We start from the raw sequence: 15,192 nt of genomic DNA on the forward strand, positions 1-15,192 counted from the left end.
TAAAAACCGCTCTAGATTTAGACCAGTTACCAGTTACCAGTTACCAGTTACCAGTTACCAGTTACCAGTTAAGTGTAACCGTTTCAGGAGTGTCATCGTCAAACACAACGGTCAGCTCACCTGCGGTGCTGCTGCCTCCAAACGACCACTCGGCGTTTGCAGAAACAGTTTGGGCTTCTTGAATATCTTCGTAGGTTAACGAACCTGAACAATTTGCGGACTCTTCGGCAAACCAGTTTGTCAGTTCAGATGTCCATCTGACTGATTCCGCACCGCTGGCCGACAAGGTGGATACGCGCGTTGCCGATAACTGCCCTTCCTCATAATATTTGACAGTCACATTGCCCAAATCGCCAATTGTTCCTTGGATTTCATAGGACGTTTGTAGTTGCGCACTCGCGGATTCACTGATTTTTATAACAGAGGTGTAGGAGTTCCCAGCGCCAATAATTGTGTCAACGACCATTTCACCATCACTACCATAACCCTCCTGCCAGTTACATTGATTCAGCTCGTACATTTCATCTGTACAAGCGTAGACCATGGTAAACCCTGAAACCGTATCGGCAAAAGAAGGGGCGAGAAAGGCGGTTAAAGCGAAAACCGCTGCAATTTGATTTTCTTGCGGCAAAGAGTCAATATCGATATCACCTGCAGCGGCCGTTGCGCTTTGGATTAAAACTGCCGTCGTTGAAACATCTATAGTGTGACTAGTACTAAGCTCACCATCCTCACCAAGCTGGCACACTTGGCGTGTCTCGCTTCCAGCAGTAGGTACAGTGTCGTTCCCATCCATTGAATCTGATTGACACGCCGTCAGTGTAAGTAACCCCGTCATTGCAACCGTTGTAGTTTTAAGTGACATCCTCATTCCTTTGATTTAGCTGTTATTTTAAGTCGCCCAAGTATGACTAAAGCGCCTCACACTACAAGCTATCAACTGGCCTGTTTTGATTGATTCTCATTTTCAAACCAGACATATGGAAAGTATTACCAATACTGTGACAACGCGCCTATTCAATAAATAAAAAGTCAGATAGAAGACTTCCTGACTTTTTGATGAACCCTGTTTTACTGATAGTTATTACGCGCTACGGTATGTCACTCTTATAAGCTATCTGTATTAAGTCTGAAACTAGCCATGTTAAGGCCTATCGTATCATTGACCTCAAACTCAAATTGATAACAATTCTCGTAGTCTCTAAATTTAAAATGAAGCGCTAATTATGTGGTTTATGCACTAATAGTTAAGACCAAAATTTTGCACTTTTTTGTATTCAACACTCGAATTCGTATCGACAAACTTCTATCAGTGACCGCAAAATTGTATCATCTAACGTTCCTGGTTTACTTTCGAGGTTTTCATGGCAAGACTGCCCCTGTATCGCAAAATAGCTGATGCCATTAGAGAAAAAATTAGCAGTAAAGTTTACAAAGTGGGAGAAGCACTCCCTACCGAGGCTCAACTTTGCAAAGAATTTTCTGCCAGTCGAGTGACCGTTCGACAAGCGCTAAAACTACTGGTCGAAAATGATGAATTAGAAAGTATTCAAGGCAGTGGGACCTACGTAAAAGAAAACAAGATCAACTACGACATCGACCAACAGAGTAGCTTTGCAGAAAAGTGGAGTCATTTAGGGGGTGTTACCTATAGCGACGTGATTGCGTTTGAGATTCAAGCAGCATCACTCATCATCGCTGAACAACTCGATGTCCGCGAAGGCGAGCGTATTTTTTACGTAAAGCGTGTGCGCTTCCTGGATGATCACCCGATCACAGTTGAAGAGACTTGGATGCCAGTTGAAATGTTTCCAGATCTCACTTATCAGGTGATGCAGGGTTCGAAGTATGAATATATTGAGAAGCAAAAAGGGTTGGTCATAGACAGAAGTGAACAAGAGTTAGTGCCAATACTTCCAACAGAAGAGATTGCTCAGCATCTTGGCATTAGCCCCTCTGCGCCCATTATAGAAAAACGTACTCGCGGGTATTTACAAGGTGATAAGGTGTTTGAGTATAGTCGTAATTATTTCACTAATAGTGACTATAAATTTACCCTAATATCTAAGCGTCACTAATTGCTCTACTAACTATGTTGCAGGATGAAAACTGGGGGGGGTAGAGTCAATCGACTCTGACCCCCAGTCTTCATCTCAAACCTTGCGACCAGGGACAATTCTAGTCCTACACCTGTTGCATACAGTACCGGCAACCAACTTGAAGGAATTGTGGCGTTTTTGCGGTGCCTTTTTGACATACAGTGGTTGTCACTCAGTAGTAATCAGCATTTGAAACTGACTTCTAGGTAGTGATAAACCGGTCATGCCAAACTTTGTTAGTCTAAGTGTTATTCTTATTGTCGTATTGCGGTGTCCACAATCACACAACTGTACGCATAAACGCCGTCATCTCATGATGTATTTGTGACATCAGTTCAGCCACATCGACCACTGTACTTCGCTGGTTGTCTATCACCATTCGCCCATTAATAAAACTGTATTCAATGTCTGCTGGCTCACCACACAGCAATGGAGCAAGCTCAAGAGAGTGTACCGTTGCCATTCGAGGAGAGTCGATGCGATAGGCTACAAGATCAGCAGCAAATCCTACTTCAATCTGCCCGCTTTTGAACCCGAGCAACTCTGCGCCATTTTGGCTCGCCCATTGCAATACTTGTTGCGGCTGCAATGAATCGGCACCATTTTGTGCACGTTGCAGTAACCAAGCTAGATTTAGCTCTTGGAGCATCGAGCCTGACTCTGATGACGCCGAGCCATCAACCCCTATGGTCACTGGCATTCCCAGAGCTTGCATCTCGACGGCTGCTGCTATACCGCTGCCCAAACGGCAATTTGATGTTGGACAATGCGCTATTCCAGTACCGGTGCCAGCAAGCAACTCTCGCGATTGTTGATCGGTTTTCACCAAATGGGCGAACCACACATCGGCGCCAAGCCAATCACAGCTTTGCGCGTATTCAACGGCACTCATTGCGTATTGGCTCTGCGCTTGTTGCTCGTCGTATTGAACTTCGAGCAAATGCGAATGCATTTTGAGCTGATGCTGCCGTGCAAATTGCGCAAATTCTTTGAGATGCGCCGGTTCACAGGAATGAATGAGACTGGTTGGCGCCATACACAAGCGGCTCATCGACAGTGGATTGTTATCGTGAAACTGAAGGCTTCGCTCCATACGACGCATGACTAATTCGGGAGTCTCTGGCTCAAGCTGCATACTTTTCATGCCTTTATGACTGCCTACGCGTGTTGCACTGCCACGACACAAAACAAAGCGCATACCCATCTCTTCTGCCGCTTGCCACACCGCCAGCTCCATTTCGTGACTGGTCGACTGATGATACAGGTAATGATGATCCGCGCAGGTGGTAGCGCCCGAGCGTTGTAACTCGTAGATCCCAAGCTTGGCTGCAAGGTACATCAGTTTTGGTGGGATTTTGGGCCAAAACCGATATGGGACCGCAGCTAACCACTCACCTAGCCCTTTGTTAAGTCCCGCGGGAACGCCTTTTAATATTGATTGTGCTAAATGGTGATGCGTGTTTACAAATCCGGGATAAATAACACACCCTTTAGCGTCTATGATTTGCTCGCCGTTCGCCACGAGGTTTTGGCCTATTTCGCTAATTACGCCGTTTGATATGCGGATGTCGCCTTGTCTGGTTTTATGTGGACCCACGATGGCGTATGAATTTTTGATGAGATAACTCATTAAGTGCTCCTTTGGCTAAAGAGCAATGTCCCGGGGAATCCCTAACCGCTTCTACTCCTAAATGTCTGTGTTCTTTGGATTACAGCAAGGATCAAGCCAATGGTTTACGTTCATTGGTGGTCTATTCATCGCCGTAAAATGTGCCACCGGTTTCGCTTTTGGAGAGGCTTTTCGCACCAGTAGAGTGCACAGATTCTATTGAAATGCACTACGAAGACACAATTGTGACTAGCGTGAAACGGTGGCGTTAATGCCGGTTAACCTAGGTGGGACTTATGGTTATTGAAATGAAAACGAAATGTAAACTAACTGGCATGTGACTTGCAAAACTACCCAGTAAACCATCCTCAACATGAGGTTACAAAGGTAATTCGCGCACCAATACACTAACAACAATCAGTCAAAAGAGTAGAAGCGTTTGTCCTATCTGAACACAGCGTAAGTCAGATAGAGATAGAGACATTGCTCGTTACATCCGGAAAAGGTGTCTCAGTAGCGTTATGGCTCATTTTTGCTCACTTAAAGACGCTTTTCCAAACCGTAATCGGATAGGAAAGGAACTCCAATATGCTTAAAAGACTTCACTCAACTCTGCTTCTAATTACTTGCAGCTTCTCGTCACTTGCCGCTGACAAAGTAAACTTTCAACTCGATTGGCTACCTGGAGGTGATAAAGCCCCAGTCTATGTGGGTATTACCACAGGCATTTTTGAAAAATACGACCTAGAAGTCACCATTAATCAAGGAAGAGGCTCAACAGAAGCAATCACTAAATTGGCGACTGGCATCTCTGACGTGGGTATTGCTGACATTTCAGCACTGCTGGTTGCTAAGGCATCAGATGATGTACCGGTATCTGCGGTGTACTCGATTTTCAGCCAAGCGCCACACGCGTTTTTTGTGGTGGACAATGGCGAAATCAACTCCATAAGCGAAATTAAAGGTAAGCGGGTAGCAACATCACCGTTCACTTCTTCCAACCTATACCTTCCACTGGTGCTTGAACAAAACGGTTTTTCACAAGAGGACATCACACTGACTAAAGCGGATCCTGGTGCACTCGGCCCTATGCTAGCCACCGAGAATACCGATGTGTTGATTTCATGGGTAACCAGTACCGAGCGTCTAAAAGGACAAGCAAAACAAGCAGGTAAAACCTTAAAAGTCATGCCATGGCACGAAGCTGGGCTCGAACAGTACGCCACGTCACTGATCGCTAGCGATAAATTCTTGGCTGAGCGACCAGAGGTTGCTAAACGCTTTATTCAAGCCTTTGCTGAAGCTATTGAGTATACCTGGGCTAACCCAACGCAGAGCGCACAAGCAATTAATAGTATCGTGCCAGAAGTGGACGTGAAAGAAGCTACCGACACCATCAATTCAATTTACAACCTGGTATACAACCCAGTGAGCGAGGCGAGCAGTGTTGGTCAGTTCGATAAAAATCACTTAGCACTCACCTGGAAATGGACCTCAGCGGCACAAGGCATTGAAACAACAAGTTTCGACCCAGAATTGGCACTCAACAGAGACTTTTTGCCGGAGGCAAAATAATGAGCACCTTTGTAGAGTTACGCGACGTGTCACACACATACGTCACTGATAAAGGGGCTGAAGTCCAAGCCCTCAAAGAGGTCAATTTTACCATTCAAAAGAATCAGTTTATTGCTGTCGTCGGCCCGTCCGGCTGCGGTAAATCGACATTGCTTCGGTTGCTGTCAGGATTACTACAGCCTACAGCTGGAAATGTATCGGTTTTCGGTCACGCGGTTACCGAGCCGCGAGACGACATTGGGATCGTTTTTCAAAAACCCACTTTACTGCCGTGGTTAAGTATTATTGATAACGTACTATTTCCACTTAAGCACAAATACAATTATGTGTCGGCAAAAGACAAGGCTCTCGCCGAATCGCTCATCGACATGGTCGGACTATCGGACTTTATGTCTCAAAGGCCGGACGAACTATCGGGAGGGATGCAGCAGCGAATCGGTATTGCCCGAGCACTACTGCTCGATCCCGACATATTGATCATGGACGAGCCTTTCTCTGCGTTGGACGCGCTGACACGTGAGGAAATGGGCTTCGAGCTACAAAGCATTTGGCAAAAGAAACCCAAAACCGTGTTGTTTATTACGCACTCCATCTCTGAAGCGGTGCTGCTCGCAGACAAAGTGCTGATTATGAGTCAGCGGCCAGGCACTATTGTCGAAGAGATCCCGATTGAACTGCCTCGTCCCCGCACCATCGAGACCATTCATCACCCGACATTTGCAAACTACACCAATCGCATCAGAAAACAGATCTATCAGCCGCAGGCTGTTAAAGCAGCAACCGACTCAAAAGCGGCACTCAAAACAGTGGCCTAGGAACAACTATGATTCTATCGTTCAAACGATTCTTACCCATACTCACCTTAGTTATGATCATCCCGTTTTGGGAGTTAGTATGTTTAGTGGGAAAAATCCCACCCTATATACTGCCGGCACCATCAGACATCATTGAGGCGTTTTTCACTGTCGATGCAAGCCGCTGGCTCAAGCATCTATGGGCTACGCTTTACATCGCTATTGTTGGATTCATTATTTCGGTGGTGGTCAGCATTCCAATTGCCGTCGCGATGATCCGTTCCGAATACCTAAACAAGACGATCTACCCGGCATTAGTGGTGATCCAATCAACACCCGTGGTCGCTATTGCGCCGCTTCTCATCGTGATCCTTGGTACTGGCGATGCACCTCGTTTAGCCATCACCTTTTTAATTACTTTTTTCCCGCTGGTTGTTGCAGCAACGACCGGAATGCAAGCCACACCTAAGGAGTTAATTGAATTGTCACAGTCACTCAGGGCGAAACCCAGTCGCGAGATTTGGCAAATAAGACTGCCCTACGCCATTCCCTACATTTTCAGCGGTCTTAAAGTCGCCATCACACTGGCTATAATTGGCGCGGTGATCGCCGAGTTTGTCGCCGCCGAAGAGGGTTTGGGCTACTTTATTCAGTTTTCGACCTCATACTTCAAGATCCCGCAGGCATTTGCGTCATTGTTTGTCTTGTCGGTGATCAGCCTGTCGCTATTTCACAGTATCAAACTCATTCAAAAGACCTTCTTTAGTTGGAGTTTGAACCGATAGCCTAAATTATTTAACAGGAGTAGAAGCGGCAAATCGAAACGATTGGCATTGCTCCATTACCCAACCGTAATTGGAGACCCTATGACATACCAACTCGACGAACTCAACTTAGAAAGTACGCTAGGTCAAACTGGCGTACTGGACAACAGTCGCGCAATTCCAGTCATCGACTTTTCAGATTTTGAAAATAGACGCGAAGAAATTAAAGAGGCACTGTGGGATGCGGCCACACAGGTGGGCTTTTTTCAAATTCATAACCACCCAATTCCAATGGCGTTAATTGATGCGGCTTTTGCACACTCAGAGCGGCTTTTTTCCTTAACAAGTGACGAGAAAGCAACGTTTTCGCTGCTCGATGGGCAAAATGCCGGTTGGGAGTACAAAAACCAAGTTCGTCCATCCACTGGAACGGCTGACCAAAAAGAATCTTACCAAATAACGCTTCCTAAAATGGAAGGCTTATGGCCAAGCCAACAGCAGCTCCCTGATTTTAAAGCGCAACTGTTGGACATGGAGCATCAGGCTTGGCAGCTCGGTATGGCTATTCTGTCTTGCTTTGCGGAGAAGTTAGGCAAACCTAGTGACTTTTTCACCGATGCGCATGATAGAGCCTCCGGCGAATATCAATCGACGTTGCGCCTTTTGCACTACTTACCCTTGAACAAAAGCTACATACCACAACCGGGGATTTGGCGCGCAGGAGCTCACTCGGACTTTGATTGTCTGACCATGGTGTTTCAGCGCACCGGTCAAGACGGCCTTCAGGTCTGCCCAGGTAAAGACGCCCACCACAAACAAAGCTGGACAGAGGTACCTGCGTACGATGACGTGATCACTTGTAACATCGGAGACATGCTAATGCGCTGGAGCGATGACAAGCTAAAGTCAACGCTACACAGAGTCATGATGCCTCAGCAAATAGGCGCACATCCTGCGCGCTACAGCATGGCCTTTTTCTGTCAGGCAAATAAAGATCAGCTCATAGAAAGTGCTCTCGATAAGTATGAGTCTATGACAGCGGCAGAATATTTACGATATCGGCTATCGGCCAATTTTTAGCACCGGTAGAACACCGGCACCCACTTAATTAAATGCGTCATTTTGAGCACCATCAATACACAATCACCAACTAATTCCAACGGTACACTCGCTAAAGAGGAGCGTCTGTACTGTTGGTAAAGATGCGAAGGAACTGCAATGTCTCTACCAATTATTGATATCTCCCCCCTGTCTTCTGATGATCGTAAGCAGTGGCAGCCTGTTATAGAGCAGATTAACAACGCTTGTCGAGAGCTCGGATTTTTTTACGTCACAGGGCACGGAATTCCTCAGCAGCAATTTGACCACATTGAGTCAATGGCCAGTTCGCTGTTTAGTTTGCCAATACACGACAAGCAGGCTATCTCCATAGAATTAAGCAATAATCACCGCGGCTGGGGGCGCCTTAGCGCAGAAAAACTTGATCCAGCTGGTGAGCTTGACTGCAAAGAATCGTTCGATATGGCGTTGGACCTTTCCCCTTTTCACTCACAAGTTGCTCGCTGCCCACAGTTATACGGCCCTAATCAATATCCCGATATTTCGGGTTTTACACAAGCGGTGAACCAGCATTACTCACTGACTTTAGATGTTGGGCTTAGATTACTAAAGGCAATGGCTTTGGCGCTGAATGAGCCTGAAGATCGCTTTACGCGTCATTTTAATCTACCCGTGTCGGTGTTGCGTATGCTCCACTACCCCAGTCAAACCGACACGACCAATGGTGCAGGCGCTCATAGCGACTACGGCTGCATTACCTTATTGTATCAAGACAACAGTGGAGGCTTACAAGTACTCAATAAACAAGATGAATGGATGGACGCGCCGCCCGTTGCTGGAAGCTTTGTGGTGAACATAGGAGACTTAATGCAGCGGTGGACCAACGATCTCTATCGCTCAACAAAGCACAGGGTAACCAGTCCAACATCAGGTGCTAGTCGATTCTCAATGCCGTTTTTTGTCGAACCCGACTTTGACACACCTGTCACCACCTTAAAATCATGTTTAGAAGAAACCTATGGGCTCGGTGGGTATCCACTCATTACCGCGGGCGACTGGATACTTTCTCGATTTGAGGACACATATTCTTATCGTAAAGACGAAGAGGCAGTTGAGGCAATCACTGCTAATGATGTGTAACTAAGATAGGTCTCTATCCAGAGCATTCATTATGCCTGTAACTCACTATTGAGTTACAGGCATAATGCGTTTTAGACAAAGCGCGTTACAGGTATAGTATAGGGCCAAAAGCGTAGCCGCTAAATCGTAAACAGCTATTGTACAATAGCTTGTTGAGAGGACCTTTGCTTAACTTTTGCGTGTACCACAAGGGCCAGCAATATAATCACACCACCAATACTCAGTCGAAGCAGATCTTCTTCGCGATTCCAAATAGCGACATTTACAATCAAGCCAGCAGGGATCAGAGCGTTATTCATAATGGCTAAATAACCTGCATCTACTTGGCTTGCACCTCTATTCCATAAAAAATACCCAAGCCCAGAAGCCACAATACCCAACCACAACAACACTCCAATTTGCACCGAGCCTGTAGGCAGTTCAGCTTTACCCCATATCATCCATGCTATTATCGCAACCATCATGGCACCAATATAAAACCAGCCAAAAATGTCACGCTGATTTAAGTTGGGTCTCGATTTTTTAAAGTGCTTATAGGCGACCTGTCCAAAGGCAAAACAAAGGTTGGAGCACTGAACGACTAAAAAGCCTAATAAGAAGTTTTGGCTAAGGCTGTCATAACGGATCACTAGCGCCCCAAACACGGCTATCAGCGCACTGAGTAAATACCAAGGGTTAAACTGTCGATTCAACGCATCGTTAATTAACGTCACGTAAATTGGCGTAAACACCGTAAACACCAGCACTTCGGGAACCGTAAGCAGTAAAAAAGACTGATAGTAAAAAATGTACATCAGCCCTAGCTGTACGCCACCAATCACCAGCAACTGCGTAATCTCACTGCGGCTCAAGCGTGAGGGCCGTAAAAAGGGTAAAAACACCAACGCGGCAAGGGCGACACGCACCAATACCGACACATAAGAGTCCACCTGACCCGCTAAATAGACTCCAATCAAACTAAAAGAAAGCGACCAAAGTAAGGTGGTAAAAACTAAATAACCCAAAATCCATTTACTCCTTGTAAATATAATGTAGATGTTCGTCCTTACGCGGACCGGTAATTTGCCAGATAAACTCAAGCTGGCCTTCAACGAGCGATACAGAGCCACTATACAGGTCATCACCGCATAGATGAGAGGCTTCACTCACCCACTGATTTGTTGAGGGTTGTGGAATAAGATCAAACAGCTCGACTTGATTATCCCTGCCAAAACGGCTGTGAAATAGACGGACCCGCCCATCATCGATACGCTGCCAAATGAACTCATTGTTAGTGTCGAGGCGATATTGATTTGCGGCCAACACAAAGGTCCCCGACTCGTGAAAATAAAGCTTTTCACCCGCACTATTCTCCGATTCACGAGGATAACTTGTTGTTACGTCTCCTTCTCCCGTGCCTTTCCAACCCATAACAGACTCTGGCCCAGGTGTAGAGACATAGTAGTAGTGTTTTATGTGCTGAAGATGTTGCCAGAGATTAAACATTGCGCGAGATGACGTAGTAAAAAGCCAATTGTGAACCAATTTGATGGTTTTTCCTAATGTATTTCACTCTGTTGTTCAGTTAAGCCGAATAAATGGAAAGCTAGCTTTGTTGTAGTGGAAAGCTAATTCAGTACAGGATAAATCTCATGCCTTTATCCAGTGAGTTTATATTCTCGCGTGCAACGTCAGTCAAACCCAACCCACACAATTTATGATTGGTTTGCTTATTTACCAAATTAGGCTTTCCCAAAGACAATGCTTAGATTACTCAGCGAACAATAGCGTATCACCGTACGATAACGCCTACTCAAACAAAGAGCCGAATAAGTTAATGCTCTATCAGAAATCAGATTTGAATCGCGGCATCCACTGTTTTTATATGGACAAAAAATCACCGATTTTGCAACCGCAGTCACTAACTCTTTAGAGGTATCCTTGATGTGAATCAATGAATCAAACGTCAGCTAAAATCCGCTCTTATCATCAATATTTAATGAGCCTATATTTACATTAGCAAATGCTTAAATACAAAGTTATAGAGAAAGCATGCATTGTTTGCCTGAGCAATGAATAAGAAAAACGCACATGTCGCGGCAACACTGCCTCAAATTGATAATGGAAAAATCTTTAGTAGGTATGCTTTATGGATAGATTAGTGTTTTTGATACTTGGCCTAAGTTCGTTGTGCACAGTTAATGTGCTTGCAAGTGACGACGCGACGAATGCAATGCCAGTCAGCGAACATGTGCAAACCATCGCGAGCACCGCCAATCACGCGATGTTTGACTCTCTGAGTCAAGAGTTCGATTACGCCCCTGATGTCACCGAAGCCTGTCTCGAATGCCATACCGAAGCCTCAAAACAGATGCATGAGACATTCCATTGGAACTGGGCCAAAGAAGTCGACGACAAGATGGTGGGTAAAGGTGAAAATGCGTTTAACAACTACTGCGTATCCGCCAGAGGGAATCAAAGCTGCACTCAATGTCATACCGGTTATGGCTGGCGAAATGACGACTTTGAGTTTGACGCAGAAGAAAACGTCGACTGCTTGGTTTGCCATGACACCACAGGCACGTACAAAAAATCGGCAGCATCGTCTGGTCACCCGTACTACGAAGATACTGTTGTTGGCGGCACAGTTCAGAAGGCGGTCGATTTAGCTTTTGTCGCACAAAATGTTGGCAGCCCAAATAGAGACAACTGCTTAGCCTGTCACGCTCTTGGTGGCGGTGGTAATGGCGTAAAACATGGTGATACCGATTTATCTTTGATTGATCCTAGTTTTGAACTCGATGTACACATGAGTCCAGACAAGCTCGACTTTGCGTGTCAGGACTGTCACACCACCAACGACCATCGAATCTCTGGCCGTTATAACGATCGTGCAGCATTTATTGATCACGAATTGGATATGGGTCAACAAGAACGTATCGGCAACAACGTCTCATGTGAAAGCTGTCATGGGCCTACGCCACATAATACTCGAGCCATCGACAATCACACCGCAAAAGTCGCTTGTACATCCTGTCACGTTCCTGAAATGGCCCGCGGCCCATACTTGACCAAGCTATCTTGGGACTGGTCAACAGCAGGCGATTTAAAAGATGGTAAGCCTTATGTTATTGATGAAGTGTTTGATGGCGTAGAGCATCATGCATATGTCAGCAAAAAAGGCACATTTACTTGGGGTAAAAATGTTGTACCAGAATACCGTTGGTACAAAGGTGAACTCAAGCAAATGACCTTCCAAGATACCTTTGACCCAACAAACGCCCCTATCTCGATCAATCCTCCAAGCGGAGATTACAACGATCCCGATGCGCGTATATGGCCATTTAAGATCCATCAGGGTAAACAGCCGTTCGATACCGAGAACAACACCATGCTCCCAATCAAACTGTATGGCCGAGAAGGAAGCGGTGCATTTTGGACTGAGTTTGATTGGCCAAAAGCATTGCAAGCGGGTGCTGAGTTAAACCAAGTGGACTTTAGTGGTCACTATGACTTTGTCGAAACCCTAGGGTATTGGCCCATCAAACACATGGTTGCACCGGCTGAAGACTCGGTTGACTGTGCACAATGCCATAGCCAGCAAAGTCGTCTTGAAGGGCTAAATGATTTCTACCTCGTTGGGCGCGATAGAAGTGGATTTGTGGAGTGGTTTGGTGTGCTTGCTATTGGCGGCGGCCTTTTTGGTATTGCTATCCATATTTTGCTTCGCTTGGTGACCATTTCACGCCGTAAAAAAGCGCGCAACGAAATAGGGCTATAAGGGGAATTTCATGAGTAAATCAGCCGTACTTTTTAAACGCTTTGAACGCTTATGGCATTGGCTGCAAGCACTGTTGGTGTTGCTGCTTATCGTAACAGGACTTGAGCTGCACGGCTCCATAACTCTGTTTGGTTGGGGCGAGTCTTCTTCGCTCCATCACTGGGCAGGATTTATATGGGGGGCACTGGTGGTGATGATTTTTACTTGGATCTTTACCACAGATGCATGGCGACAATTTATTCCTAAGCGCCAAGGGATCGATTCTGTCATTCAGTTCTATCTGTTTGGCATTTTTAAAGGTGACCCTCACCCGCACCAAATGACACCAAAAGACAAATTCAACCCTTTGCAGCGTCTCGCCTACATCTTAGTGCTGTTTGGATTAGTGCCATTACAAATTTTATCCGGTCTCGCGTTGTTCTTTTATCCCGAGCTTAGAGCGAACGGCATACTAAGCAGCGTCGAGTTTATTGCGGTTTTGCATACCTTTTGTGCGTACAGCGTGATTGCGTTTTTGATTGTCCATCTCTATTTGATCACGCTAGGTAAAAAACTCACAAGCCATATGAAAGCGATGATCACCGGAAAAGAATAATGAGTTTAGTCACAAAGAAATAAGAGGAAAGGTTTATGAAAAAGCTACTAGCTGGAATAGCGCTCACGCTATGCACGTTTGGTGCTCAAGCGGATGCCGCAAAAGGCCAAGAGGCCTATCTTGAGTACTTAAGGCCTCTATTTGGATACAACGGTCAAGAGTTTGCGAGCCTGCACTTGAAAGTTGAGTGGAAGCGTTTCTTTAAAAAGGACGCCGAGCGTTTTATCAAAAAATTTAGTGACAAACACCCACAAGCACAAGAATTTTTGAACAGCGACCAGTTCCAAGAAATAGCGCCAGATATAGCAGATTTCGCCATGAAATACGCCGCAGACAGTGGTGAGTTGGCAGCCTGTGACTAAGTAACAGCGCCACATTTAGTAACACAAGGAAGATCACTATGTTAACTCTAAATCGCACCATCGGTGTGTTGCTTTCAGCGTCACTATTGACCATTTCTATGGTCAGTAATGCCGCGGAAGAAATCACCGGTAAGATCCAATCTATCGTTTATTCATCCAAAGTGATTCAGTACCTGAACCCCGCTACTAAAGAGGTTCAAGTACTCAAGTACAGTGATGAAACAACCTTACTCGAAGCCAGTTCGTTTAAAGAGCTAACGGTCAATACTAAGTTTAAGGCCATCCTCAACCAAGACAACGTCGCCACCCAAATCAAACGTGTGTTAGTAAAACTTCCTGATGAACAAATCATAGAGACTGACACCTTGGCCGATTTACTCGATGACGGCGAAACGGTGTTTATTGGTGATGCCCGTCCAACCTCAGTATATGACGTTGGCCATATCCCCACGTCTATTGCGACGCCTGCCGACAAGTTGGCTGCCAACTTACAGTGGCTACCAAAAGACAAAGATACTTTAGTCGTATTCTATTGTGGTGGAGTCACCTGCCCTCTTAGCCCCAAAGCACTCAAAATAGCTACTGCTGAAGGCTATACCAATGTTAAAGCGTACGTTGAAGGCTACCCTGCATGGAAAGGCGACGTCTACCCAACCCATGTCAATCAAACTTGGCTTGAAAGCAACCTAGACATTCACCACGTTATCTTAGATGTGCGCGAAAATCCGACTGCAAGCGTTCAAGGTGCAGTCCACATGCCGGTGAAACAACTGGCTGATCAGCACGAGACGTGGAACAGTGAAAAGTTTGACGTGTCAAAACGATTGCTGCTAGGCCTTCGCGACAAAAAAGCGCCGATCACCATCATCGCTGACACTAACGACGCAGACGAGGCCATTGAAGCCTACGAAATCTTATCGTTTTGGAAATACAGTAATGTCTCTATCCTAAATGGCGGATTTGAACAATGGTCTATCGCCAAACGTCCAACATCGACAGACGGCCTAGCCACCACATTGGTCTACGAGAAAAAACTACTGCCAGGGGCAGTAGAAGAGCAGGTTTTTGTAACGGCTGCAAAAACAGGGAACGCCACAATCATTGACGTTCGCAACCCAGACGAAGTCGCAACAGGTCATCTAGAGCACTCCATCAACATTCCTCTAGCTGATCTCGACCAGCAGTTAAATAAAGTGCCCAAAGATCAACTTGTAATACTGCACTGCGCTGCTGGCGCAAGAGCTTCACTGGGTTATACCCTACTCACAAAAAATGGTTACACCAACGTCAAATACTTAAATGACTCGTTCAAAGGTGTCGTCACTGATAACAAAATACCATTAATCTAGCTACTGAAAACGCCGATTGTAAACTCGTAACCAGTTAAGCGTCACGCTCCGATAATGTAAGAAGACCTCTCTGTCACATAGCGAGG

The 15,192-nt window shown here is 45.8% G+C and carries 14 protein-coding genes; 10 read left to right on the forward strand and 4 right to left on the reverse strand.

Annotation, left to right across the window (positions count from 1 at the left end):
* Positions 1-61 precede the first annotated feature (61 nt).
* Positions 62-865, reverse strand: a complete 804-nt coding sequence (locus ST37_RS02285) for a hypothetical protein (RefSeq protein WP_084883353.1) — start codon at positions 863-865, stop codon at positions 62-64.
* Between the two features lie 499 nt (positions 866-1,364).
* Here ST37_RS02285 and ST37_RS02290 point away from each other — a divergent pair, with 499 nt between their 5' ends.
* Positions 1,365-2,078, forward strand: a complete 714-nt coding sequence (locus ST37_RS02290; protein WP_084883356.1) for a GntR family transcriptional regulator — start codon at positions 1,365-1,367, stop codon at positions 2,076-2,078.
* A 301-nt stretch (positions 2,079-2,379) separates the two neighbouring features.
* On the opposite strand, the gene ST37_RS02295 is transcribed toward ST37_RS02290, so the two are convergent.
* On the reverse strand, positions 2,380-3,729 hold the full coding sequence (locus ST37_RS02295; protein ID WP_084883358.1) for an amidohydrolase family protein: 1,350 nt from the start codon (positions 3,727-3,729) through the stop codon (positions 2,380-2,382).
* A 567-nt stretch (positions 3,730-4,296) separates the two neighbouring features.
* On the opposite strand from ST37_RS02295, the gene ST37_RS02300 reads away from it, so the two are divergent.
* From ST37_RS02300 to ST37_RS02320, 5 genes are all read left to right on the forward strand, one after another.
* Positions 4,297-5,283, forward strand: coding sequence for an ABC transporter substrate-binding protein (locus tag ST37_RS02300; RefSeq protein ID WP_084883361.1), 987 nt, complete (start codon positions 4,297-4,299; stop codon positions 5,281-5,283).
* Positions 5,283-6,098 (forward strand): ABC transporter ATP-binding protein, encoded by an 816-nt coding sequence (locus tag ST37_RS02305; RefSeq protein ID WP_084883364.1) that lies wholly within the window; start codon positions 5,283-5,285, stop codon positions 6,096-6,098. Before ST37_RS02300 ends, ST37_RS02305 begins: the two co-directional genes overlap by 1 nt.
* Before the next feature lie 8 nt (positions 6,099-6,106).
* Complete coding sequence (locus ST37_RS02310; RefSeq protein WP_084883367.1) at positions 6,107-6,862, forward strand: ABC transporter permease; 756 nt, start codon at positions 6,107-6,109, stop codon at positions 6,860-6,862.
* Positions 6,863-6,943: 81 nt separating this feature from the next.
* Entirely contained in the window at positions 6,944-7,921 is a 978-nt protein-coding gene (locus ST37_RS02315) for a 2-oxoglutarate and iron-dependent oxygenase domain-containing protein (protein WP_084883370.1), read from the forward strand.
* Between the two features lie 138 nt (positions 7,922-8,059).
* The gene (locus ST37_RS02320) at positions 8,060-9,040 is read left to right on the forward strand and encodes a 2OG-Fe(II) oxygenase family protein (RefSeq protein ID WP_084883373.1); all 981 of its coding nucleotides are present in this window, start codon (positions 8,060-8,062) and stop codon (positions 9,038-9,040) included.
* Positions 9,041-9,174: 134 nt separating this feature from the next.
* Here the strand turns inward: ST37_RS02320 and ST37_RS02325 are convergent, their stop codons facing one another.
* Both ST37_RS02325 and ST37_RS02330 read right to left on the reverse strand, forming a co-directional pair.
* Positions 9,175-10,044, reverse strand: coding sequence for a carboxylate/amino acid/amine transporter (locus ST37_RS02325; RefSeq protein WP_242426187.1), 870 nt, complete (start codon positions 10,042-10,044; stop codon positions 9,175-9,177).
* Positions 10,045-10,051: 7 nt separating this feature from the next.
* Positions 10,052-10,525 (reverse strand): DUF6314 family protein, encoded by a 474-nt coding sequence (locus tag ST37_RS02330; RefSeq protein WP_084883486.1) that lies wholly within the window; start codon positions 10,523-10,525, stop codon positions 10,052-10,054.
* Positions 10,526-11,168: 643 nt separating this feature from the next.
* Between ST37_RS02330 and ST37_RS02335 the strand changes: the two genes are divergently transcribed.
* From ST37_RS02335 to ST37_RS02350, 4 genes are read left to right on the forward strand one after another with little or no spacing between them, the layout of a single operon-like run.
* On the forward strand, positions 11,169-12,800 hold the full coding sequence (locus ST37_RS02335; RefSeq protein WP_084883379.1) for a tetrathionate reductase family octaheme c-type cytochrome: 1,632 nt from the start codon (positions 11,169-11,171) through the stop codon (positions 12,798-12,800).
* A gap of 10 nt (positions 12,801-12,810) precedes the next feature.
* On the forward strand, positions 12,811-13,395 hold the full coding sequence (locus ST37_RS02340) for a cytochrome b/b6 domain-containing protein (protein WP_084883382.1): 585 nt from the start codon (positions 12,811-12,813) through the stop codon (positions 13,393-13,395).
* Between the two features lie 35 nt (positions 13,396-13,430).
* Entirely contained in the window at positions 13,431-13,757 is a 327-nt protein-coding gene (locus ST37_RS02345; RefSeq protein ID WP_084883385.1) for a hypothetical protein, read from the forward strand.
* Positions 13,758-13,795: 38 nt separating this feature from the next.
* A complete protein-coding gene (locus ST37_RS02350) occupies positions 13,796-15,106 on the forward strand; it encodes a rhodanese-like domain-containing protein (RefSeq protein ID WP_084883387.1) in 1,311 nt (436 codons plus the stop codon).
* The last annotated feature ends 86 nt before the right edge of the window (positions 15,107-15,192 follow it).

This window comes from Vibrio sp. qd031 (genome assembly GCF_002100145.1).
GTDB lineage: Bacteria > Pseudomonadota > Gammaproteobacteria > Enterobacterales > Vibrionaceae > Vibrio.

What these genes read in the sequence shown, in the direction of transcription:
- ST37_RS02305 (WP_084883364.1), top strand. Translation starts at nt 5,283, where the DNA reads ATGAGCACCTTTGTAGAGTTACGCGACGTGTCACACACATACGTCACT.
- ST37_RS02300 (WP_084883361.1), top strand. Translation starts at nt 4,297, where the DNA reads ATGCTTAAAAGACTTCACTCAACTCTGCTTCTAATTACTTGCAGCTTC.
- ST37_RS02295 (WP_084883358.1), bottom strand. Translation starts at nt 3,729, where the DNA reads ATGAGTTATCTCATCAAAAATTCATACGCCATCGTGGGTCCACATAAA.
- ST37_RS02315 (WP_084883370.1), top strand. Translation starts at nt 6,944, where the DNA reads ATGACATACCAACTCGACGAACTCAACTTAGAAAGTACGCTAGGTCAA.
- ST37_RS02290 (WP_084883356.1), top strand. Translation starts at nt 1,365, where the DNA reads ATGGCAAGACTGCCCCTGTATCGCAAAATAGCTGATGCCATTAGAGAA.
- ST37_RS02330 (WP_084883486.1), bottom strand. Translation starts at nt 10,525, where the DNA reads ATGTTTAATCTCTGGCAACATCTTCAGCACATAAAACACTACTACTAT.
- ST37_RS02340 (WP_084883382.1), top strand. Translation starts at nt 12,811, where the DNA reads ATGAGTAAATCAGCCGTACTTTTTAAACGCTTTGAACGCTTATGGCAT.
- ST37_RS02285 (WP_084883353.1), bottom strand. Translation starts at nt 865, where the DNA reads ATGTCACTTAAAACTACAACGGTTGCAATGACGGGGTTACTTACACTG.
- ST37_RS02335 (WP_084883379.1), top strand. Translation starts at nt 11,169, where the DNA reads ATGGATAGATTAGTGTTTTTGATACTTGGCCTAAGTTCGTTGTGCACA.
- ST37_RS02345 (WP_084883385.1), top strand. Translation starts at nt 13,431, where the DNA reads ATGAAAAAGCTACTAGCTGGAATAGCGCTCACGCTATGCACGTTTGGT.
- ST37_RS02320 (WP_084883373.1), top strand. Translation starts at nt 8,060, where the DNA reads ATGTCTCTACCAATTATTGATATCTCCCCCCTGTCTTCTGATGATCGT.
- ST37_RS02350 (WP_084883387.1), top strand. Translation starts at nt 13,796, where the DNA reads ATGTTAACTCTAAATCGCACCATCGGTGTGTTGCTTTCAGCGTCACTA.
- ST37_RS02310 (WP_084883367.1), top strand. Translation starts at nt 6,107, where the DNA reads ATGATTCTATCGTTCAAACGATTCTTACCCATACTCACCTTAGTTATG.